This window comes from Deinococcus sonorensis KR-87 (assembly GCF_040256395.1).
GTDB lineage: Bacteria > Deinococcota > Deinococci > Deinococcales > Deinococcaceae > Deinococcus > Deinococcus sonorensis.
This window is the reverse complement of record NZ_CP158299.1, coordinates 2,355,247-2,375,142: the sequence shown is the minus strand read 5'-3', so window position 1 is coordinate 2,375,142 and position 19,896 is coordinate 2,355,247. Positions and strand designations below refer to the sequence as shown.

The 19,896-nt window shown below is 70.4% G+C and carries 21 protein-coding genes and 1 pseudogene; 19 read left to right on the top strand and 3 right to left on the bottom strand.

Translation table 11 applies throughout. From position 1 onward, the window contains the following. The first annotated feature begins 44 nt into the window (after positions 1 to 44). From ABOD76_RS16955 to ABOD76_RS16920, 8 genes are read left to right on the top strand one after another with little or no spacing between them, the layout of a single operon-like run. Complete coding sequence (locus ABOD76_RS16955; protein ID WP_380129697.1) at positions 45 to 1,055, top strand: thiamine ABC transporter substrate-binding protein; 1,011 nt, start codon at positions 45 to 47, stop codon at positions 1,053 to 1,055. Continuing rightward, on the top strand, positions 1,052 to 2,599 hold the full coding sequence (locus tag ABOD76_RS16950) for an ABC transporter permease (RefSeq protein WP_350243137.1): 1,548 nt from the start codon (positions 1,052 to 1,054) through the stop codon (positions 2,597 to 2,599). The genes ABOD76_RS16955 and ABOD76_RS16950 overlap by 4 nt, the downstream gene beginning before the upstream one ends. Then, positions 2,596 to 3,567 (top strand): ABC transporter ATP-binding protein, encoded by a 972-nt coding sequence (locus ABOD76_RS16945; protein ID WP_350243136.1) that lies wholly within the window; start codon positions 2,596 to 2,598, stop codon positions 3,565 to 3,567. The genes ABOD76_RS16950 and ABOD76_RS16945 overlap by 4 nt, the downstream gene beginning before the upstream one ends. After that, positions 3,564 to 4,223 carry a thiamine diphosphokinase gene (locus ABOD76_RS16940; protein ID WP_350243135.1) on the top strand — a complete coding sequence of 220 codons (660 nt, stop codon included), beginning with the start codon at positions 3,564 to 3,566 and terminating at the stop codon, positions 4,221 to 4,223. Before ABOD76_RS16945 ends, ABOD76_RS16940 begins: the two co-directional genes overlap by 4 nt. Continuing rightward, entirely contained in the window at positions 4,220 to 4,846 is a 627-nt protein-coding gene (locus tag ABOD76_RS16935; protein ID WP_350243134.1) for a hypothetical protein, read from the top strand. The genes ABOD76_RS16940 and ABOD76_RS16935 overlap by 4 nt, the downstream gene beginning before the upstream one ends. A 26-nt stretch (positions 4,847 to 4,872) precedes the next feature. After that, a complete protein-coding gene (locus ABOD76_RS16930; RefSeq protein WP_350245298.1) occupies positions 4,873 to 6,753 on the top strand; it encodes a chorismate-binding protein in 1,881 nt (626 codons plus the stop codon). Further along, entirely contained in the window at positions 6,750 to 7,472 is a 723-nt protein-coding gene (locus ABOD76_RS16925; protein WP_350243133.1) for an aminotransferase class IV, read from the top strand. Before ABOD76_RS16930 ends, ABOD76_RS16925 begins: the two co-directional genes overlap by 4 nt. Positions 7,473 to 7,494: 22 nt before the next feature. Then, positions 7,495 to 8,484, top strand: coding sequence for a polyprenyl synthetase family protein (locus ABOD76_RS16920; protein ID WP_350243132.1), 990 nt, complete (start codon positions 7,495 to 7,497; stop codon positions 8,482 to 8,484). A gap of 59 nt (positions 8,485 to 8,543) precedes the next feature. On the opposite strand, the gene ABOD76_RS16915 is transcribed toward ABOD76_RS16920, so the two are convergent. Together ABOD76_RS16915 and ABOD76_RS16910 are read right to left on the bottom strand one after the other, a co-directional pair. After that, a complete protein-coding gene (locus ABOD76_RS16915) occupies positions 8,544 to 9,020 on the bottom strand; it encodes a GreA/GreB family elongation factor (protein WP_350243131.1) in 477 nt (158 codons plus the stop codon). A gap of 69 nt (positions 9,021 to 9,089) precedes the next feature. Further along, the gene (locus ABOD76_RS16910; RefSeq protein ID WP_350243130.1) at positions 9,090 to 10,223 is read right to left on the bottom strand and encodes an MFS transporter; all 1,134 of its coding nucleotides are present in this window, start codon (positions 10,221 to 10,223) and stop codon (positions 9,090 to 9,092) included. A 79-nt stretch (positions 10,224 to 10,302) separates the two neighbouring features. On the opposite strand from ABOD76_RS16910, the gene ABOD76_RS16905 reads away from it, so the two are divergent. Beyond that, positions 10,303 to 10,467 carry a hypothetical protein gene (locus ABOD76_RS16905; protein WP_350243129.1) on the top strand — a complete coding sequence of 55 codons (165 nt, stop codon included), beginning with the start codon at positions 10,303 to 10,305 and terminating at the stop codon, positions 10,465 to 10,467. Between the two features lie 56 nt (positions 10,468 to 10,523). Then, a complete protein-coding gene (locus ABOD76_RS16900; RefSeq protein WP_350243128.1) occupies positions 10,524 to 10,847 on the top strand; it encodes a hypothetical protein in 324 nt (107 codons plus the stop codon). A 61-nt stretch (positions 10,848 to 10,908) separates the two neighbouring features. Here the strand turns inward: ABOD76_RS16900 and ABOD76_RS16895 are convergent, their stop codons facing one another. After that, positions 10,909 to 11,901, bottom strand: a complete 993-nt coding sequence (locus ABOD76_RS16895; protein WP_350243127.1) for an aldo/keto reductase — start codon at positions 11,899 to 11,901, stop codon at positions 10,909 to 10,911. 185 nt (positions 11,902 to 12,086) lie between these two features. Here ABOD76_RS16895 and lysS point away from each other — a divergent pair. From lysS to argC, 9 genes and pseudogenes are all read left to right on the top strand, one after another. After that, a pseudogene (gene lysS / locus ABOD76_RS16890) lies at positions 12,087 to 13,239 on the top strand (homocitrate synthase). Between the two features lie 36 nt (positions 13,240 to 13,275). Further along, positions 13,276 to 14,148, top strand: coding sequence for a PhzF family phenazine biosynthesis protein (locus tag ABOD76_RS16885; RefSeq protein ID WP_350243126.1), 873 nt, complete (start codon positions 13,276 to 13,278; stop codon positions 14,146 to 14,148). Beyond that, positions 14,145 to 15,338, top strand: a complete 1,194-nt coding sequence (locus ABOD76_RS16880; protein ID WP_350243125.1) for a benzoate/H(+) symporter BenE family transporter — start codon at positions 14,145 to 14,147, stop codon at positions 15,336 to 15,338. The genes ABOD76_RS16885 and ABOD76_RS16880 overlap by 4 nt, the downstream gene beginning before the upstream one ends. A 53-nt stretch (positions 15,339 to 15,391) precedes the next feature. Then, the gene (locus ABOD76_RS16875) at positions 15,392 to 16,672 is read left to right on the top strand and encodes a homoaconitate hydratase family protein (RefSeq protein WP_350243124.1); all 1,281 of its coding nucleotides are present in this window, start codon (positions 15,392 to 15,394) and stop codon (positions 16,670 to 16,672) included. A 19-nt stretch (positions 16,673 to 16,691) separates the two neighbouring features. After that, positions 16,692 to 17,195, top strand: a complete 504-nt coding sequence (locus tag ABOD76_RS16870; protein ID WP_350243123.1) for a homoaconitate hydratase — start codon at positions 16,692 to 16,694, stop codon at positions 17,193 to 17,195. Between the two features lie 36 nt (positions 17,196 to 17,231). After that, a complete protein-coding gene (locus ABOD76_RS16865) occupies positions 17,232 to 17,543 on the top strand; it encodes a hypothetical protein (RefSeq protein WP_350243122.1) in 312 nt (103 codons plus the stop codon). A gap of 53 nt (positions 17,544 to 17,596) precedes the next feature. Further along, positions 17,597 to 17,779: a lysine biosynthesis protein LysW gene (gene lysW, locus ABOD76_RS16860; RefSeq protein ID WP_350243121.1), complete on the top strand. Its 183-nt coding sequence runs from the start codon at positions 17,597 to 17,599 to the stop codon at positions 17,777 to 17,779. A 69-nt stretch (positions 17,780 to 17,848) separates the two neighbouring features. Continuing rightward, entirely contained in the window at positions 17,849 to 18,718 is an 870-nt protein-coding gene (lysX, locus tag ABOD76_RS16855) for a lysine biosynthesis protein LysX (RefSeq protein ID WP_350243120.1), read from the top strand. A 128-nt stretch (positions 18,719 to 18,846) separates the two neighbouring features. Continuing rightward, on the top strand, positions 18,847 to 19,896 hold the full coding sequence (gene argC / locus ABOD76_RS16850) for an N-acetyl-gamma-glutamyl-phosphate reductase (protein WP_350243119.1): 1,050 nt from the start codon (positions 18,847 to 18,849) through the stop codon (positions 19,894 to 19,896).

Sequence of the window (19,896 nt, the reverse complement as noted above, 5' to 3'; positions counted from 1 at the left end):
GCTGCGGACGTTGTGCCCCCCTTTTGTAGACGCGAAGGGGAAGAATGCGGAACCTGATGACGTTGGCCCTGCTGAGCGCCTCCCTGGCCTCGGCCCAGACCACCCTGACGGTGGTCACCCACGACAGCTTCGATGTGGACAAGAAGCTGGTGGCACAGTTCGAGGCGACCAACCACGCGCGGGTGCGCTTCGTGAAGGCGGGCGACGCGGGCGAGATGCTCAACCGCCTGATCCTGACGCGCGCGGCCCCCATCGGCGACGTGGTGTATGGCCTGGACAACACCCTGCTGCCGCGCGCCCAGGCGGCCGGCATCCTGACCCCCTACCGCTCGCCGCTGGCGAGCAACATTCCGGCCGCCCACCGGCTGGGCGACGGCACCCTGCTGAACACGGTGGACCTGGGCTACGTGGCGCTGAACTACGACAAGGCCGCCTTCCAGAAGTCCGGGCTGGCGCTGCCCACCTCGCTGGCGCAGCTGAGCGAGCCGGCGTATGCCCGCCTGACGGTGGTGGAATCCCCGGCCACCAGCAGCACCGGGCTGGCCTTCCTGCTGGCGCTCAACCATCAGCTGGGGGCGCAGGGGGCCATCCAGTGGTACCGCACGGCCCGCCAGAACGGCATGAAGGTGACGCGCGGCTGGTCCGAGGCCTACGACAAGGAGTTCTCGCTGTACGGCGGCAAGTACCCGATCGTGCTGAGCTACGCCAGCAGCCCGGCCGCCGAGGTGTTCTACAGCGAGGGCAAGCTCAAGGACGCGCCCACCGCCAACCTGTTGCTGCCGGGCAGCACCTTCCTGCAGCTGGAAGGCGTGGGGGTGCTGAAGGGCACGAAGCAGCCGGCCCTGGCCCGCAGGTTCGTGGACTTCATGCTGAGCGCCCCGGTACAGCGTGACTTCCCCAACCGGATGTGGGTGTACCCCAGCATCCCCGGCACGCCGCTGAGCGACGTCTGGAAGTTTGCCCAGAAGCCGGACGTGACCGCTCCCAGCACGGCTGAGCTGCAGCAGGGGCAGGCCCTGACCGACACCTGGGTGCAGCAGGTGCTGCGGCGGTGAATCCCCGGCGGCGCTCCGGGCTGCTGCTCGCCCTGCCGGCGCTGCTGTTCCTGGCCGCCTTCCTGCTGCTCCCGCTGCTGCGGGTGCTGCGGGAGGGCGGCCTGCGTCTGGGCGTCTGGGCCGACCCCTATTTCCTGGGGCGGCTCGGCTGGACCCTGACCCAGGCGCTGCTCACCACCGTGCTGGCCGCCGTGCTGGGCGGGCCACTGGCGTATCTGCTGTCGCGCTACCGGCTGCCGGGCCAGGACCTGTTGCTGCGGGTGCTGCTGCTGCCGTTCGTGACGCCCACCCTGGTGGCCGCGCTGGGGCTGAGCAGCCTGTTCGGGCCGCATGGCCTGACCCACCTGGACCTGTCCGACACGCCGGCCCTGCTGATCCTGGGCAACCTGTTCTTCAATCTGCCGCTGATGGTGCGCCTGGCCCACGCAGGGTTCGTGCGGGTGCCGCCGATGCTGGTCGGGGCGGCCCGCAGTCTGGGCGCCAGCGGAGCGCGGGCCGCCTGGGAAGTGGCGGTGCCGCTGGCCCTGCCGGGCGTCCTGGCGGGCATGGTGCTGGTGTTCCTGTACAGCGCCCTGAGCTTCGGGCTGCCGCTGGTGCTGGGCGGCGAGCGCTACGGCACGCTGGAGGTGGAAATCTACACCCTGACCGCCTATGAGCTGCGGCTCCCGGAGGCCAGCGCCCTGATCCTGGGTCAGCTGGTGTTCACGGTGGCGGCCATCCTGCTGTACACCCGGCTGAACCGGGCAGTGAGCGGCGTGGCCCTGGCGCGGGCGCTGCCCCGGCCGCGCGGCGGCCCGGCGCTCACGCTGTACCTCCTGACCGCCGTGACGCTGCTGATCTGTTTCGGGCCGCTGCTGGCGGTGGCGCTCCGCAGCGTGCTGGGGCCGGCGGGCCTGACCACCGGCTTCTGGAGCGGCCTGCTGGACCCGGACAGCGATCCGAGCCTGGGCCTGATGCTGGGCAACACGCTGCGCTTCGGGCTGTACACGCTGGCGGCGGCCCTGCTGGTGGGCGGCCTTCACGCGCTGGGGGCCGCCCGCGCCCGGGGCCGGACCCTGGACGTGCTGAGCCTGCTGCCGCTGATGGTCTCGCCCATCAGCCTGTCGGTGGGGTACCTGCTGCTGTATCCGGCGCTGCGGGCCGAGGTGCCGCTGCTGATTGCCGCCTACACGCTGCTGGCCTACCCGCTGATCACGCGCAGCCTGCTGCCGGCGCTGCGTGCGGTGCCGCCCCGCCTGCTGGAAGCCAGCCGCAGCCTGGGCGCCAGCGGCCTGGAGGCGTGGCGGACCGTCACGCTGCCGCTGGTGCTGCCGGCCCTGCGCGGCGGGGCGGCGCTGGCGCTGGCCACCGTGCTTGGCGAGTTTGCGGCCACCCTGGTGCTCACCCGCCCCGAGTGGAGTACCCTCAGCACCGGCATCTACGAGCGGCTGGGGCGGCCCGGCGCCCAGAACCTGGGCGAGGCGTGCGCGCTGGCCACCCTGTTGATGCTGCTGGCACTGCTGTGCTTCACGGTGCTGGACGGCGGCAAGGGGGAGGTGACATGACGGCGGAGGTGCAGCTGAGCGTGCAGGGCCTCTGGAAGCGCTACGGGGCGGTGGCGGCGGTGCAGGACGTATCGCTGCAGCTGCCGCTGGGACAGACGCTGGCGCTGCTGGGGCCGTCCGGCTGCGGCAAGAGCACCCTGCTGCGGGTGATCGCCGGGCTGGAGCGTCCGGACGCCGGAACCGTCCGGCCGGGCGGCCAGGACCTCACCCACGCGCCGCCGGAGCAGCGCGGTGTGGGGCTGGTATTCCAGGACTACGCGCTGTTTCCGCACCTGAGCGTGCTGGACAACGTGGCCTACGGCCTGCGGCGGCGCGGCCTGCCCGGCCCGCAGGCCCGCGCCCGGGCGCACGAGACGTTGGAACAGGTGGGGCTCGGAACGCTGGCAGGCCGGCGCACCACCGAGCTGTCGGGCGGACAGCAGCAGCGGGTGGCCCTGGCCCGTGCCCTCGCTCCCCAGCCGCAGCTGCTGCTGCTGGACGAACCGCTCAGCAACCTGGACGAGCAGCTGCGCTCAACGCTGCGGTCCGAACTGCGCGAGCTGTTTGCCCAGCTGAACACGGCGGTGCTGCTGGTCACGCACGACCAGCGCGAGGCCCAGGCGCTGGCCGACACGGTGGCGCTGATGCGGGCCGGCGCACTGGTCCAGACCGGGCCCGTGGCAGAGGTCTTCGAGCGGCCGGCGACCGCCTGGGCGGCGAGGTTCCTGGGCCAGCCGAACCTGTATCCACTGCCGGACGGCCGTGTGCGGCTGGTGCCGGAGAGTGCGGTGCAGCTGGGCCAGGGGCCGGCGTGGCCGGTGGTGGGCCGGCAGCCGCTGGAACACGGCCTGCGGGTGACGCTGGCGCACGACCTGGGGCCGCTGGTGCTGCACCTGAGCCCCCGCGAGGCGGCTGGCCTGGGCGACACGCTGCGGGCCGCCGTTCAGCCGGACGGGTGCCTGACCCTGCCGGAGGAGCCGGCGGCATGACCTCCGCCTGGATTCTGGTGGGCGGCCGGCTGGTCCCGGGACCGGCGCTGGCCGCCCTGCCGCACCCCGATCTGGTGATCGCGGCGGACGGAGGGGCGCGGCACGCCACCACCCTGGGGGTTCCGGTCGACCTGTGGGTGGGCGACTTCGACAGCTCGGATGGCCTGACCCTCGACGTCCCCAGAGACGTGCATCCGCGAGCCAAGGACAGCACCGACGCGGAGCTGGCCATCCGGCTGGCGCGTGAACGCGGGTCCACCTCGCTGGCCATCCTGGGCGCCTTCGGGGGCCGCTTCGACCACGCCTTCGCGCTGGCGCTGGGGGCGGTCCGGCTGGCGCAGGAGGGCCTGGACGTGCTGCTGCACAGCGGGGACGAATCCGGCCACCCGCTGCGCCCCGGCGAACCGCTGCACCTGACCCTGGCCGCCGGGCAGACCTTCAGTGTGCTGGCCGCCGGCCCGCTGCACCGGCTGAGCATCGTGGGCGCGCGCTGGCCACTGCAGGCCGCCGAGGTGCCGTCCGGCAGCGGCCATACCCTCAGCAACGAGGCCGCCGGGGGTGAGCTGGTGGTGCAGTTGACGCGCGGCACCGCGCTGGTCACGGTGCTGCACCCGGCGGGAACTCTGCTCGCGGGCGATCCGTACTCTGTCTCATGAACCGGAACCGTTTCGGCTGCGGCTGCTTTGGCTGCCTGGGCAGCGGCGTGCTGATCCTGGGCGTGCTGCTGGTGCTCGGCTATGTCCTGATCTACAAGCCGGTCCAGAATTTTCTGGCCGGCTTCGGCACGCCGCCGGCGCAGACGCAGCCGCAGAGCGGCGGCGCCACGACCGCCCCGGCCCAGACGGCCCTGACCGCCAGCGACGTGCAGCGCTTCGTGCGGGTGCGCCGGGATGTGCGGCAGGCGATGGGCAGCAGCTTCTCTGGCGTGGAGCGGGTGTTCACGCAGATGCAGCAGGGCCAGACGCCCAACCTGCTGACCGTGGCGGGCGTGCTGAAGGACGCGTCCGGCAGCATCGGTCAGGCGCGGGCCGCGCAGCAGAGGGCCCTGACCCGCGAGCGTCTGAGCGCCGCCCGCTACACCTACGTACGCGGAGAGGTGAACAAGGCGCTGGGGGTGCCGGACATCAACTTTGCGGCGGTGGCCGGGGCCATTCAGAAGGGGCAGCTGCCGGATCTGAACGCCAACGTCGAGACCGCGAGCGCCCGCACCCGGGGGCTGGTGGCCCCGTTCCGCTCGGAGCTGAGTGTGACGGCCCCGCTGGGCCTGCTGGGGCTGTAGACGCGGCTATACTCGGGGCCGTGACGATGCTGCCCCGGCTCAGCCCACGCCAGGTCCTGCTGCGGCTGCGGGCCGCCGGCGTGCCGGGCATCGTGCTGCTGGAGTCGCTGGGGCCGGTCACGCCCACCTCGCGCTACACCCTGCTGAGCGCCGCGCCGGTGCAACTCATCCACGACCTGCCGCCGCGCCCGGACGGTGAAGCGTTCTTTCCGGCGTGGCTGGGCGGCCTGCAGTACGAGGCCGCCGCCGGCTGGGGCCTGCCCACCCACCCGCCAACCGGACCGGCCCAGCACTGGGGCTGGCATCCCAGCGGGCTGATCTGGGACCGGCAGACCGACTCGCTGACGCTGATGGGCGAGGCGCACCTGGACTGGGTGGCACTTCTAGGTGGGCCAGAGGCACCGGACCCGGAGCTGACGGTCGGGGCCTTTTCCCCGGACGACCTGGACTACCCGGCGGGCGTGGCGGCGGTCCAGCAGCTGATCCTGGCGGGCGAGGTGTATCAGGTCAACCTGTCGCGCGGGGTGCGGGCCAGCGCGCAGGGCGATCCGCTGGCCGCCTACCTGCGGCTGCGCGACAACAACCCCAGCCCGTACATGGCCTACGCCGAGCTGGGTGACGGCGTGGTGGTGTCCTGCAGTCCCGAGCAGCTGACCCGCTGGGAAGGCCACCGGGTGACGGCGCGGCCCATCGCCGGGACCCATCCGCGCGGCGAAACTCCCCCGCAGGACGAGCGGCTGGAACGGGAGCTGCGGGCCAGCCCGAAGGAGCAGGCCGAGCACCTGATGCTGGTGGACCTGATCCGCCACGACCTCGGCTGGGTGTCGGCGCCGGGGACGGTGCAGGTGCCGGACCTGATGCTGGTGGAGCGCTACAGCCACGTGATGCATCTGGTGAGCGAGGTGGAGGGCGTGGCCCGCCCCGATCTGGATGTGGCAGGGCTGCTGCAGGCCACCTTTCCGGGCGGCACCATCACCGGGGCGCCCAAACGCCGGGTGATGCAGGCGATCCGTGAGCTGGAGCCGGGGCCGCGCGGCTGGTACACCGGCAGCGTGGGTGTGGTCAGCGGGAAGCGAGCCGAGCTGAACATCCTGATCCGCACGGCGGCCTTCGCGCCGGCTCCGGGCGGCTGGATCGTGGAGGTGCGCGCGGGTGGCGGCATCGTGATGGACTCCGCCGGCGGGCCGGAGACACAGGAGACGGTCCATAAGGCCCAGGCGCTCCTGAACGTGCTGGCGGGAACGCAGCGCCCCGGCCAGCCGCCCGCCGCGCCGCGTCCAGGGGTGGGGTGGCGGCCTCCCCCAGCGCCGGGCCAGCACCCCATGCGCGTGCTGCTCCTCGACAACTTCGATTCGTTCACGCAGAATCTGGCGCACGATCTGGCCGCGCTGGGCGCCGAGGTGCTGCTGCGGGATCACACGGCCCGTCTGGACGACCTGCTGGCGCTGCGGCCGGACGCCGTGCTCATCGGTCCGGGCCCCGGCACCCCGCAGACCTCCGGCGTCACGCTGCCCTTGACCCGCCGCTGCCTGGACCTGGGCCTGCCGCTGCTGGGCGTGTGCCTGGGGCATCAGGCGCTGGGCGAGGCGCTGGGCGGCACCGTCACCCGGGCGCCAGCGGCCATCCACGGCAAGCCGGAGCGGGTGCGGCACGCCGGCACCGGGCTGTTCGAGGGCGTTGCGCCGGACGCCGAGTTCACCCGCTACCACTCGCTGATCGTGGAGCGGCTCCCGGCCCCGGCCCGCGTCACGGCCACGTCGGCCACCGGCGAGATCATGGCGCTGGAGGCGGCCCATGCGCCGGCCTGGGGGGTGCAGTTTCATCCGGAAAGCGTGCTGAGCCGCCCGGGACGGCAGCTGCTGCACAACTGGCTGACGCTGGCCCGCGCCGCCGTGGCGGCCCGGTGAGCCGGCCGCTGCCGGCAGAGCTGAACCACCCGGCCTGGCTGCACGGGCACAGCGCTTTCACCACCGTCCGCACCCGGCAGGGAGAGCCATTGCTGTGGGAGCGGCACCTGGCGCGGCTGGAGTCCACTTGCGCCCTGCTGGGTCTGCCGGCGCCGGACCCGGCCCTGCCGCCGCTGGACCCGCTGCCCTGGGGCCTGCTGCGCCTGACCGTGACGGAGCAGGGCCAGTTCTGGTCGCACCGGCCGCTGGTGCCGGAACCGGTGCCATACACCGGCCTGAGCGTCTACCTGAGTGGCGTGCAGGTGCATCCGCACCTGGGGCAGCACAAGACCGGCAACTATCTCCCCTACCGGCTGGCGGCGCGTGAGGCCGCGGCCCACGGCGCCCAGGAAGCGCTGCTGCAGGACGCGGGCGGCGCCTGGGTGGACGGCTCGCGCAGCGGGCTGCTGCTGCACAGCGGCGGGCAGTGGTGGGTGCCGGCGGGCGGCCTGCCGAGCGTTACGCGGGCCGCGTGGCTGGATGAATTGGGCGTGCAGGCGGAAGCAGTGAACGTGACCCTGGAGGTGGTGCAGAACATGGAGCACCTGTGGCTGTGCGGTGCAGGCCTGGGGGTAGCGCCGGTGGGCCGGCTGTCCGGCCCGGCCCTGAACCGGACCCTTCGGGCTGAGTGGCCGGCCACCCATCACCCGGCGCTGCGCTGCCTGGGCGCCCCCGGCTGACGGCCGCGCTACACTTCCCCCGATGCGCCCCGACCTGTTGAAGCGCGTGGAGGCCCTGCTGCCCGGCACCCACCAGCGACCCGAAGTCCAGCTGCTCTACCGCATGATGCGCGACTACCCGCAGCGCGGGGGCAAGGGCGTGCGCTCGGAACTGCTGCTGCTGTCGGCGCAGGCGCACGGGGTGCAGCCGGGCAGCGCGGCCTGGGAATCGGCGCTGTGGCTGGCGACGGCCCTGGAACTGTTTCAGAACTGGGTGCTGATCCACGACGACATCGCCGACGACTCGGAGGACCGGCGCGGCCAGCCGGCCCTGCACCGGCTGCACGGCATGCCGCTGGCGCTGAACGCCGGCGACGCGCTCCACGCCTACATGTGGGCCGCGGTGCAGCAGGCGGGGGTGCCGGGGGCCTTCAGCGAGGTGCTGGACATGATCCACCGCACCGCCGAGGGGCAGCACGTGGACCTGGCGTGGGTGGAGCACCGCGAGTGGCAGCTGCATCCGGACGATTACCTGGAGATGGTGCGGCTCAAGACCGGCTACTACACCGTGGTGGTGCCGCTGCGGCTTGGCGCGGTGGTGGCGGGCCGCACGCCGGACCCGCGCTTCGAGGCGGCGGGCGTGGCGCTGGGCGCGGCCTTCCAGATCCGCGACGACGTGCTGAACCTGATTGGAGACGCGGCGCTCTACGGCAAGGAGATCGGCGGCGACCTGCTGGAGGGCAAGCGGACCCTGATCGTGCTGCACTGGCTGGACCACGCCCCGGCAGACCAGCGCGCCACCTTCCTGGCGCAGATGGCCCGGACCCGCAGTGACAAAGACCCGCAGCAGATCCTGACGCTGCTGGAGTGGCTGCGCGAAAGCGGCTCGGTGCAGTACGCGCAGGAGGTGGCCAACCGGCTGGGCGACGAGGGGCTGACGCTGCTGTCTGCGGCCCTGGCTGGCCTGCCGGGCCAGGACGCCGCTGGCCAGATCCTGACGCTGGCCGAACAGCTGACCCGGCGCGAGGCCTGAGGCGGGCAAGACACAGGCGGGCCACTCCAACTAGAGTGGCCCGCCTCTTCGTAACCGCGTTACTCGATGCCCGAGACCCGGTACTTGACCTGCTTGCCGTTGTCGAGGTTGACCACGAAGGTCTCGCCGGCGCGGCGGCCCAGCAACTGGGTGCCCACCGGGCTGTCCTCGCTGATGCGCGGCAGCGAGCCGCCCAGCACGGCCGCTTCCGGGGCGCTGACCAGCTGCACGCGCATCTCCTTGCTGGTGGTCTCGTTCTGCAGCACCACCACGGTGCCCAGGCTGACCCGGTCGGTGTCGGCGTGGCCGTCCAGCAGGGTGGCGCGGGCCAGGGTGTCCTCAAGTTCCTCGATGCGGGTCTCGATGTTCAGCTTCTCGCGTTTGGCGTCTTCCAGCCCGGTATCCTCAAAGTCGGCCGAGGCCTCCATCTGCTCCTGAAGAATCCGGGTCGCCTCTTCCAGGCGGGCCCGCTCGTTGTTGAGGGTCTGTTCGAGTCTGCTGAAACCCTCGCGGGTCAACTTGATTTCACGTGCCATGCCGCCTCCACTTGACGTGCCTTCACCGAAAATGAACGCAGGCATTGTGTCATACGCCCGGCCCCCCGTCTACAAACTCTGTTGCGGTTGGCGGGGGCGTGAGCTGCCCGCCTGACGCCGGATCAACAGCACCAGCGCCAGCAGCAGGGCCGCTACCGCCGCGCTGGTCAGCGGGATGCTCACCATCCCGAACTGGCGGGACAGCAGGCCGCTCAGGGCCGGCAGCACCGCGCCGCCCAGGCTGCCCACCGTCAGGGCATACGGCGCCAGCGTCGAGGGCAGCACGCGGGTCAGCCACGACAGCAGCGTGGCGAACAGCGGCGCCACACAGAACCCCGCCAGTACGAACGCCACCGGCGCGGCGACCGGCAGGGCGGCGGCCAGGGCACACAGCGCTGCCCCCGCCGACCCGAACAGCAGCGTGGCGAACATGGACACGCGGCTGCCCAGAAACGCGAAGACGAACCGCCCCACCGTGAGGGCCAGCCAGTACAGGCTGGTGATCAGTTCCGGCCTGGGGGAGCGCTGGGCCTGCAGATACGCGGTGATCCAGCTGCCCAGCCCGGTCTCGATGCCCACATACAGAAAAAAGGCCAGCAGAAACAGCGCCAGCAGGGGCCGCGACCACCCGTCGGCGCCCTGTTCCTGCGCCGCCTGCACCGGACGGGGCCGCAGCACCCGCACCCCCGGCACCAGCACCGCCGCCAGCACCCCGATCATCCAGAAGGGCGGGGCATGAGCCTGCTGGCCAGCCGCCAGCACCAGCAGCGGCGACACCACCGACCCCACCCCGAACACCCCGTTGACCAGGTTGGCCGGCCCCGGCCCCAGCTCGGCAAACACCAGGTTGAAGCCCGCCGACAGCATCCCGAACCCCAGTCCGCCCAGCAGCGCTGCCGCCAGCAGCAGCGGCCAGCTGGACGCGAGCGCCACCCCCGCCACCCCCAGCACCAGCAGCAACGAGCCCAGCCCCAGCCCGTTGCGCAGGCTGAGGCGGGTCAGCAGCACGCCCAGCAGCAGCGGGCCGCTGGCCGACCCGAAGAAATGCAGGCTGGTCACGAATGCCACGCGGTCCAGGGTGAGCTGGAACTCGCGCGCCAGGGTGGGATAGCTGGGCCCGTAGCCGGCCTGCAACAGCCCCATGGTGAAGAAGGCCAGGAACCCCACGGCATACAGCGGCCATTGGCCACGCGGGAGGGTCAAGTCGGCACCGTACCGTTCACGGTCTGGACGCTAGCACACCCGGCCGGCTGCCCGGGCGCGGTCCTGTAGGCTGGGGCCTATGACTGACCCGCGCACCCATCAGGAGCAGGACGCCGACGCCCAGCGCCACCCGGAGGGCAACGCCCCGGACCTCATCGAGGACCCCCAGCTTGGCCTGCCGGTACCGGACGGGGTGCCGGAAGCAGACCGGGAAGTGCAGGACGAGGCGGCGGAGCAAGCCTAAATCATTCCACAGGACCCTCAGATGTAGACCGGAGCTTCGCCGCTTAGCCTGGGAACATGACACCCGAACGAGATGACGAGAATCAGGCCCTGATCGGCGAGGTGGTGGACGAGGGCGCTCCGCCGGATCTGCTGGCCGACATGGTGTCGGATGACCAGTCCAGGCGCCATCAGGACGCCGACGACCAGAAGAACGTCAATGACCAGCCGAGCTTCGACGATGGCCGCCTGGTGAGCTACGACTTCGAAGGAGACCGGCCTGGGGACCCCAACGGCGCCACCGGCAGCGACCTGGGCGGCGAGGAGGAGGGTGGCGAGGGCGCCGAGCGCAGCGGCGGCTTCGACGGCGGCCCCAAACGCGACCGCCCGCTGCCGCGTTAAAGACAGAGAACAGGGCGGGCCAGGATCCGGATCCTGGCCCGCCCTTTCCCTTTCCTGTCCCTCAGACCGGCTGATACCAGTTGCGGTCCCAGCGCTGGGTGTACAGCTGCCTCACCTGGGCGTCCGGCAGCCCGCGCCCGTCGGCCAGGGTGATGTTGCGTTCCACGTTGCGCACGCTGCGCATACCCACAATGACGGTGCTGACCGCCGGGTGGCTCAGCACGAAGCGCAGGGCTGTCTCGGGCAGCTGTTCGGTCGTGATGCCCAGCGTCTGCTCGATGGAACGCAGGTGCTCCTGCAGCTCCTGCTTGCGGTTGCCGCCAAAATAGCTGCTGCGGAAGTCCCCCTTGTCGAAGGTGGTGTCGGGGGTGATGTGACCGGTCAGCGCCCCCTCGTCGAGCGCCACCCGCACGATCACGCCCACCCCGTGCATCCGGCAGGCGTCCAGCAGCCGGTCCTGCGGCGTCTGGTCGAAGACGTTGTAGATCACCTGTACCGTCTCCACCACGCCCTGCTCGACCGCTTTCACCGCGTTGTTCGGCTGATGGTCGTTGATGCTGATGCCAAAGTGCCGGATTTTGCCGTCGCGCTTCAGCTGGGTCACGGCGTCCTGCCAGCTGCCCTCGCCCAGCCAGCTGTCATTCCAGACGTGAAACTGCTGCACGTCGATGGCGTCCGTGCCCAGCCGCTCCAGGCTGGCCTCGGTCATCTGAATGACGTACTCGGCGGGAAACGCCTCGTCGGCGGTGGTGCCGGGTGCCGCCGGCCACTGCCGGTTCTTGGGGCTGACCTTGGTGGCGACCAGCGTGCCGGGGTTGTCGCGGGCCACCTGACCCACCAGCCGCTCGCTGTGGCCGTTGCCGTACCCCATGGCCGTGTCGATGAAGTTGCCGCCCAGTTCGATGTAGCGCCGCAGCGCGGACAGGCTCTCGTCATCCTGCGCGCCCTTCCAGGCATCCGCGCCGATGCCCCAGGCTCCGTAGCCGATCTCCGCGACCAGCAGTCCAGTCTTGCCGAGGGGACGCTGGTGGACGGTTTTTCCTGTGGTGGTCATGGTTCCACTGTGAGCGCTGCCTGCCCAAAGTGGCGTGAGTCCCGGCCCAAGGCGCCTGAAGATCACCGTACGGGACGAAAACATTACAAGTGATAAGTATTCTGGCCCTTACAGTTGACGATTGAAAGACTTGGCGCTACAGTGGCGCACGCTGGGCCCTGAGCCGTACGGCGCGAGGAGTGACCATGACCGAAGCCGCCCCCCTGATTCCAGCCCACAGCTGGGCCATCATCGATTCCACGCTGCGCGAGGGTGAGCAGTTCGCGCGCGGCAACTTCAAAACCGACGACAAGATCGAGATCGCGCGGGCGCTGGACGCCTTCGGAGCAGAATTCATCGAGCTGACCACTCCGATGGTCAGCGCTCAGACGGTGGCCGACACGAAGAAGCTCGTGGGGCTGGGGCTGCGGCCGCGCATCCTGACGCATGTGCGCTGCAACATGGAGGACGCCCGGCGGGCGGTGGACACCGGCGTGCACGGCCTGGACCTGCTGTTCGGCACCAGCAGCTTCCTGCGCGAGTTCTCGCACGGCAAGAGCATTGAGCAGATCATCGAGACCGCCCGCGAGGTGGTGGGCTGGGTCAAGAGCCAGGGCGTGCAGGTACGCTTCAGCGCCGAGGACACCTTCCGCAGCGAGGAGGCCGATCTGCTGCAGGTGTACCGCGCGGTGGACGAGATCGGGGTGGACCGCGTGGGCCTGGCCGACACGGTGGGCGTGGCCACGCCCCGGCAGGTGTACGCGCTGGTGCGGGAGGTCAGGAAGGCGGTCCGCTGCGACATCGAGTTCCACGGCCACAACGACACCGGCTGCGCGGTCAGCAACGCCTACGAGGCCATCGAGGCGGGCGCCACCCACATTGACACCACCATCCTGGGCATCGGGGAGCGCAACGGCATCACGCCGCTGGGCGGCTTCCTGGCGCGGATGTTCACCTTCGACCCGCAGGGCCTGATCGAGAAGTACAACCTGGAGATGCTGCCGGAACTGGACCGCATGATCGCGCGGATGGTGGGCCTGCCGATTCCCTGGAACAACTACCTGACCGGCGAATTTGCCTACAACCACAAGGCCGGCATGCACCTGAAGGCCATCTATCTGAACCCCGGCGCCTACGAGGCGATTCCGCCGGGCGTGTTCGGTGTGGGCCGGCGCATTCAGGCGGCCAGCAAGGTGACCGGCAAGCACGCCATTGCGTACAAGGCGCGCGAGCTGGGCCTGCACTACGGCGAGGATGCGCTGCGCCGACGTCACCGACCACATCAAGGCGCTGGCCGAGCATGACGAGCTGGACGACGCCCACCTGGAAAAGGTGCTGCGTGAGTGGGTGAGCGCCTGAGTGGGCGCCCCGCTCACGGGGTGTCAGGATGAACCGATGACCGAACCCACTTCCCTTCACCTCTACCGCGTGTACGCCCAGCCGGGCACCGAGGGCGGCAAGCTGATCGCGCTGCACCCGGGCGCCGAACGTCTGGACGACCTGGAAATGCAGGCCATGGCCGCCACCTCCGGGGCGCCGGTCAGCATGTTTGTCACGGACCTGAACGACAGCGGTATCTCCCTGCGCGCCTTCACGCCCGAGCGGGAAAAGGGCGAGAGCGACAGCGGCGCGCTGGCGGCCCTGGCGTGGCTGTTCGGGCAGGGCCGCATTGCCGACGTCAGCAGCGTCTGGATGAAGGGCCAGGAATTCCCGGCCCAGCTGTGCGGCGGCGAGTGGATGCTGCGGCAGGGGGATGCTACCGCTGAAGTGCTGGCCACGACGCCCTCAGCCGACGCCCTGGCCTATGCCGTCGGCCTGACCCCCGATCAGCTGGACACGGCTTTACCGGTGCTGATCGCCAGCGCCGGACGGCCCAACCTGCTGCTGGCGGTGCAGGACGGTGAGGCGCTGGACGCCATCCACCCGGACCGCGAGGCCATCGCGGCGCTGGGGCACGCGACCGGGACCACCGGGCTGCTGGCCTACACCACCCGCGCCGCCCGGGGCCTGCACGCCGACTTCCGCTACTTTGCGCCACTGAAGGGCTTTCTGGAGGACAATGCCAGCAGCAACACCTACGCCTCGCTGGTGGCGGGCCTGAGCCTGCTGGGCCACGTCAGCGCGCAGGACACCCTGATCCGGGCCAGCCAGGGGCGCGCCACCGGCCGCCCGTCACGCCTGAGCGCCCAGGCGGACCTGAACGGCGCCACGGCCCGCAGCGTCTGGGTGGGCGGCCCGGCCGAGCCGCTGCGGACGCCTCGCCCATGACCGCCCTGCCTGCCCAGCTGCAGTCGCTGCGCCGCGACAGTTCCTTTTCCGCCATCCTGGCGGGCTTCGTGGCGGTGCTGGTGGGCTTCTCCAGCAGCATCGGCCTGGTGTTCCAGGCGGCGCAGCTGGCCCACCTCAGTCCGGCCCAGACCACCAGCTGGGTCTGGAGCGTGTATGTGGGCATCGCCGTGCCGGGGGCGCTGCTCAGCTGGCGGTACCGGGCGCCGATCGTCACCGCCTGGAGCACGCCGGGGCTGGCGCTGATCGTGTCGGAGGCGGGCCGGCTCAGCTACCCGGAGATGATCGGCAGCTACCTGATCAGCGCGGCCATCATCACCGCGCTGGGGCTCAGTGGCCTGTTCGAGCGGCTGGTGCGCCGCATTCCGGCGCCGCTGGCCGCCGGGCTGCTGGCGGGCCTGCTGCTCCCCTTCGCGCTGAATGCCTTCCGGGTGCTGCCCACCCAGCCGGTCACGGTGGGCAGCATGCTGCTGGCCTACCTGCTGGGCCGCGTCTGGCTGCCGCGCTACGCGGTGCTGCTGGCGCTGGTGACCGGGGTGGCGGCGGCCCTGGCGGCGGGTCAGGTGCAGCTGGGGAGCGGCAGCGGCGTCTTCGGCTTTCCGCACTTCACGGCGCCCGCCTTCACCGTGGCGGGCCTGCTGGTGCTGGCGCTTCCCATGACGCTGGTCACGCTGGCGTCCCAGAACCTGCCGGGCGCGGCCAACCTGAAGGCGAGCGGGTACGGACAGGTGCCGGTCTCGCCGCTGATCACCAGCACCGGGCTGTCGTCGTTTCTGGCCGCCCCGTTCGGGAGCCATACCGTCACGCTGGCCGCCATCACGGCCGCCATCTGCACCGGCCCCGAGGCGCATCCGGACCCGCAGCGGCGCTACGTGGCGGGGCTGGCCAACGCCTTCTTCTATCTGTTGCTGGGCGTCTTTGCCGGGCTGGTCTCGGGGGCCATCGCGGCGCTGCCGGTCAGCCTGATCACGGCGCTGGCCGGGCTGGCGCTGATCGGCACCATCATCGCCAGCACGGTGGACGCCCTCTCGGACCCGCGCTGGCGCGAAGCCGCCGCCCTGACCCTGATCGTGACCGCGTCGGGCCTCAGCTTGCTGGGGCTGGGGAGCCCCTTCTGGGGCATCGTGCTGGGCGGGCTGGTCGGCTGGGCCATGAACCGCCGCCCCCGCTGAGCACCAAGGCCCAGATGCCAGTTCCCCCTCTCAAGTCGCAGGAGAATAGACCCATGAGCAGCCCAGACACAGCCTTCCCCCAGCCACACCGGCCCCAGACCATGGCCGAGAAGATCCTGTCGCGGCGCGGCCGGCAGACGGTGTACGCCGGCGACCTCGCGGTGGTGGAGGTGGATCAGGTGATGGTGGTGGACAGCATCGCGCAGAGCTTCATCCAGCGGATGCAGCAGGACCTGAACGCCGTCCCGAAGTACCCGGAGCGGGTGAGCATCGTGGTGGATCATGTGGCGCCCGCCAGCACCGTCAGCGTGGCGCAGGCGCAGAAGGAGGCCCGCGAGTACGCTGCGGCCACCGGCGTGCGGCTCTTCGACGTGGGGCGCGGCATCTGCCATCAGGTGCTGATGGAGGAAGGCCTGGCCCGGCCCGGCTGGATCGTGCTGGGCAGCGACAGCCACAGCACCACCTACGGCGCGGTGGCGGCCTTCGGCACCGGCATGGGCGCCACCGACATCGCCCTGGCGGCCGCCAGCGGCAAGACCTGGCTGCGGGTGCCGGAAAGCGTCAAGGTGACCTTCACCGGTGAGCTGCGCCCCGGCGTGAGCGCCAAGGACGCGGCGCTGGAGATGATCCGGCAGCTCGGGGCCGACGGGGCCACCTACATGAGCATCGAGATGCACGCCGGAGACCGCTTCACGCGCGGCGAGCGCATGACGCTGGCCAACCTGTGCGTGGAGGCCGGGGCCAAGACCGGGCTGGTGGTGCCGGGCGGCGAGATTCTGGACCTGTACGACGTTCCGGCGTGGGTCTACCCGGACGAGGGGGCCACCTACGTCCGCGAGGTCGTGCTGGATCTGTCCTCGCTTGCCCCGCGCATGAGCGCCCCCAGCGAGGTGGACAACGTGCACGACGTGGCGGACCTGCGCGGATTGAGGGTGGATCAGGTGTTCATCGGCACCTGCACCAACGGGCGCATCGAGGACCTGCACGCCGCCGCCGAGGTGCTGCGCGGCCAGCGGGTCGCGGCGCACACCCGCCTGCTGGTGATTCCGGCCAGCAGTCAGGTGATGGAGTCGGCCCTGCAGGACGGCACCCTGCTGACGCTGATGCAGGCGGGCGCGGTGCTGGGCACCCCCGGCTGCGGGCCCTGCATGGGCCGCCACCAAGGGGTGCTGGCTCCCGGCGAGGTCTGCGTCAGCACCTCGAACCGCAACTTCATTGGCCGCATGGGCGACAAGGACGCCAGGATCTACCTGGCCTCCCCCGCCGTGGCCGCCGCCACCGCCATCCGGGGCGAGATCGCGCTGCCGGAAGATGTCCGGCCAGTCAGCGCCTGAGCCCGCAAAGGAACCCTGTATGCCCCGTATCTGGAAATTTGGAGACAGCGTCAACACCGACGACATCCTGCCCGGCAAGTTCGCCCCCTTCATGGCCGGCGAGGATCTCTTTCAGACGTTCGCCTTCCATTACATCCGCCCGGAGTTTGCCGCCGAGGTTCAGGAGGGGGACGTGCTGATCGGGGGGCGCAACTGGGGCCTGGGCAGCAGCCGCGAGTATGCCCCGCAGGCGCTCAAGAAGCTGCGCATCGGGGGCATCATCGCGCCCAGCTTCGCGCGGATTCACTACCGCAACCTGCTGAACCTGGGCATCCCGGCCTTCGAGGCGGACCTGACCGGCGTGCTGCACGACGGCGACGAGGTGAGCCTGGATGTGGAGAGCGGCCGCCTGACGCGCGGGGAGGAGGTCTTTCAGCTGACGCCGCCGCCCGAGTTCCTGCGGGAAGCGCTGCGCGAGGGCAGCATCCTGGCCTTCTATCGCAAATACCAGCGCTTTCCCGGCGAGCAGGAGGCGGACCCGTGAACCGCTGACCCGCGCTTCCCGCCTTAGAATGGCGGCATGAGCATCCTGGAGATCGTCTGCCCCATCTGCGATGAGGTGCTGGAGCTGACCGAGCAGGACCGTGCGGAGCTGCAGCTCGGAGACGCGGTGGTCTGTGACAACTGCAACGCCGAACTGGAACTCACCCGCAAGGAAGGCGACGAACTGGACTTCGTGCTGCTGGGCATCCTGACCACCTGCCCGAACTGCGGCGAGGAATTTGACGTTACCGAGGACATGATCGAGGACTCGGCGGTGGTGGAGTGCCCCCACTGCCACGCCCAGATCGAGCTGGAATTCGAGGAAGACGGCACCCACCCGCAGGCCTAAGCCTAGACCCCTGTGCCCCCACGGGCCCCCCATCTGATATCAGGAGCGTTGACATGACGAACTTGGACCTGACCGGCTTTGAATGCCCCGAATGCGGCAACCCCATCAACCTGAACACCCCGGAGCTCGGCGAACTGGTGATCTGCGACAGCTGCGGCAGCGAGCTGGAAGTCACCAACCTGAATCCCAACACCCTCAGCCTGGCCCCCCAGGAAGCCGAGGACTGGGGCGAGTAAGCAGGCAGGGCGGCTGCACCCGGCACCCCCAGCGGGGCCGGGCCGGCCGCCCGCTGCTGAAAGGGTGCTATGGCCAACCTCGCCATCATCTATGACCGGATCCGCCCCGACGAGCGGATGCTCTTCGAAGCCCTGGATGCTCTGGGCGTCCCCTACGACAAGGTGTACGCGCCGCAGCTGACGCTGACCTTCGATGCGGCCGGCGCCGCGCAGGTGCCGTGGAAGGTGGCGCTGGAGCGCTGCGTGTCGCAGAGCCGGGGCCACGCGGTCACGCGGGCGCTGGAAGCCTTCGGCGTGCACGTGATCAACCCGGCCCACGTCATCGAGCTGTGCGGCGACAAGCTGGCCACCAACGCGCGGCTGTACGCCGCCGGCCTGCCCACCCCGCGTACCGGCGTGGCCGTGGACGGCGAGGCCGCGCTCCAGCTGTGCGAGCAGCTCGGCTACCCGGTGGTCATCAAGCCCACGGTGGGCAGCTGGGGCCGGATGGTCAGCCGGGTCAACGACCGTGACGTGGCCGAGGCCATCATTGAGCACAAGGAGGTGCTGGGCGGACCGCAGCACGGCATCTTCTACATTCAGGAGCTGATCCGCAAGCCGGAGCGCGACATCCGCGCCTTCGTGATCGGCGGCGAGTGCATCGGCGCGATCTACCGCACCAGCGAGCACTGGATCACCAACACGGCGCGCGGCGCCAAGGCCAGCAACTGCCCGGTCACGCCAGACATTGCCGAGCTGAGCGTGCGGGCGGCGGCAGCGGTGCAGGGCGAGATCGTGGCGATTGATCTGGTGGAGGACCCGGAGCGTGGCCTGCTGATCATCGAGATCAACCACACCATGGAGTTCAAGAACTCGGTGAGCACCACCGGCGTCAACATTCCCGGCCGGATGGCCGAATACGCGCGGAGCCTGCTGGGCCAGCCCCAGCCGACGACCTGAAGACAGAGGGGACCCAGCGGGCGGATAGCCTCTGGGTCCTGTTCTTTGCCGACGTTGCTTTTCATTTGACACCTTTTTATGTAGATCACTTTCCATTCGTTGCCTGCACATGTGCTTTACTGGAACTGATGAGCACGACTGACCGTCTTTCCGTCGCCATCGTGGGCGCCTCCGGCTATGCCGGCGGTGAGTTCCTGCGGCTGGCCCTGGCCCACCCTCACCTCAACGTTACCCAGGTCACCAGCGAGCGCAACGCCGGCAGCCCGGTGCATTTCGTGCACCCGAACCTGCGCGGGGTCAGCAACCTCAAGTTCCGCAAAATGGCTGAACTGGAGGCCGCCGACGTGATCGTGCTGGCCCTGCCGCACGGGAGCGCCGCCAAGCGCATTGAGCAGTTCGAGGCGCTGGGCCGCACCATCATTGACTTGTCGGCCGATTTCCGCATCAAGGACCCGGAGCTGTACCGCAAGTACTACGGCGAGGACCACCCGGCCCCCGAGCGGCTGCAGGCATGGGTGTACGGCAATCCGGAGCTGCACCGCGAGCAGCTGAAGGGGGCCACCCGGATTGCCTGCGCCGGGTGTTTCGCCACCAGCGTGATCCTGGCGCTGTATCCGCTGCTGGAGCTGGGCGTCATCAGCGGCAAGGACATCGTGGCCACCGGGCTGGTGGGCAGCAGCGCGGCGGGCGCCAGCGCCACCGAGGCTTCACACCATCCGGAGCGCGAGGGCTCGCTGCGGGTGTACAAGCCGGTCGGCCACCGCCATCTCGCCGAGGCGATCCAGGAACTGCCGGGACGCTTCCCGCTGCACCTGACGGCCATCAGCACGCCGCGGGTGCGCGGCATCCTGACCACCGCCCATGTGTGGGTACCGGACGGCTACTCGGAACGTGACGTGTGGGGCGCCTACCGCGAGGTGTACGGCCAGGAGCCATTCATCCGGATCGTCAAGGTCAACAAGGGCATCCACCGCTACCCGGACCCCAAGCTGCTGGACGGCACCAACTACTGCGACATCGGCTTCGAGATGGACCAGGAGACCGGGCGGGTGGTGCTGATGTCGGCCATCGACAATCTGGTCAAGGGCACCGCCGGTCACGCCATTCAGAGCCTCAACATCGCTCAGGGCTGGCGCGAGACCACCGGCCTGGAGTTTGCCGGCCTGCACCCCGCCTGA

Bases quoted from the DNA above. Each gene is read 5' to 3' on its own strand.
- ABOD76_RS16955 (WP_380129697.1), top strand. From the start codon at position 45: ATGCGGAACCTGATGACGTTGGCCCTGCTGAGCGCCTCCCTGGCCTCG.
- ABOD76_RS16945 (WP_350243136.1), top strand. From the start codon at position 2,596: ATGACGGCGGAGGTGCAGCTGAGCGTGCAGGGCCTCTGGAAGCGCTAC.
- ABOD76_RS16940 (WP_350243135.1), top strand. From the start codon at position 3,564: ATGACCTCCGCCTGGATTCTGGTGGGCGGCCGGCTGGTCCCGGGACCG.
- ABOD76_RS16935 (WP_350243134.1), top strand. From the start codon at position 4,220: ATGAACCGGAACCGTTTCGGCTGCGGCTGCTTTGGCTGCCTGGGCAGC.
- ABOD76_RS16930 (WP_350245298.1), top strand. From the start codon at position 4,873: ATGCTGCCCCGGCTCAGCCCACGCCAGGTCCTGCTGCGGCTGCGGGCC.
- ABOD76_RS16920 (WP_350243132.1), top strand. From the start codon at position 7,495: ATGCGCCCCGACCTGTTGAAGCGCGTGGAGGCCCTGCTGCCCGGCACC.
- ABOD76_RS16915 (WP_350243131.1), bottom strand. From the start codon at position 9,020: ATGGCACGTGAAATCAAGTTGACCCGCGAGGGTTTCAGCAGACTCGAA.
- ABOD76_RS16905 (WP_350243129.1), top strand. From the start codon at position 10,303: ATGACTGACCCGCGCACCCATCAGGAGCAGGACGCCGACGCCCAGCGC.
- ABOD76_RS16900 (WP_350243128.1), top strand. From the start codon at position 10,524: ATGACACCCGAACGAGATGACGAGAATCAGGCCCTGATCGGCGAGGTG.
- ABOD76_RS16895 (WP_350243127.1), bottom strand. From the start codon at position 11,901: ATGACCACCACAGGAAAAACCGTCCACCAGCGTCCCCTCGGCAAGACT.
- ABOD76_RS16885 (WP_350243126.1), top strand. From the start codon at position 13,276: ATGACCGAACCCACTTCCCTTCACCTCTACCGCGTGTACGCCCAGCCG.
- ABOD76_RS16880 (WP_350243125.1), top strand. From the start codon at position 14,145: ATGACCGCCCTGCCTGCCCAGCTGCAGTCGCTGCGCCGCGACAGTTCC.
- ABOD76_RS16875 (WP_350243124.1), top strand. From the start codon at position 15,392: ATGAGCAGCCCAGACACAGCCTTCCCCCAGCCACACCGGCCCCAGACC.
- ABOD76_RS16870 (WP_350243123.1), top strand. From the start codon at position 16,692: ATGCCCCGTATCTGGAAATTTGGAGACAGCGTCAACACCGACGACATC.
- ABOD76_RS16865 (WP_350243122.1), top strand. From the start codon at position 17,232: ATGAGCATCCTGGAGATCGTCTGCCCCATCTGCGATGAGGTGCTGGAG.
- lysW (WP_350243121.1), top strand. From the start codon at position 17,597: ATGACGAACTTGGACCTGACCGGCTTTGAATGCCCCGAATGCGGCAAC.
- lysX (WP_350243120.1), top strand. From the start codon at position 17,849: ATGGCCAACCTCGCCATCATCTATGACCGGATCCGCCCCGACGAGCGG.
- argC (WP_350243119.1), top strand. From the start codon at position 18,847: ATGAGCACGACTGACCGTCTTTCCGTCGCCATCGTGGGCGCCTCCGGC.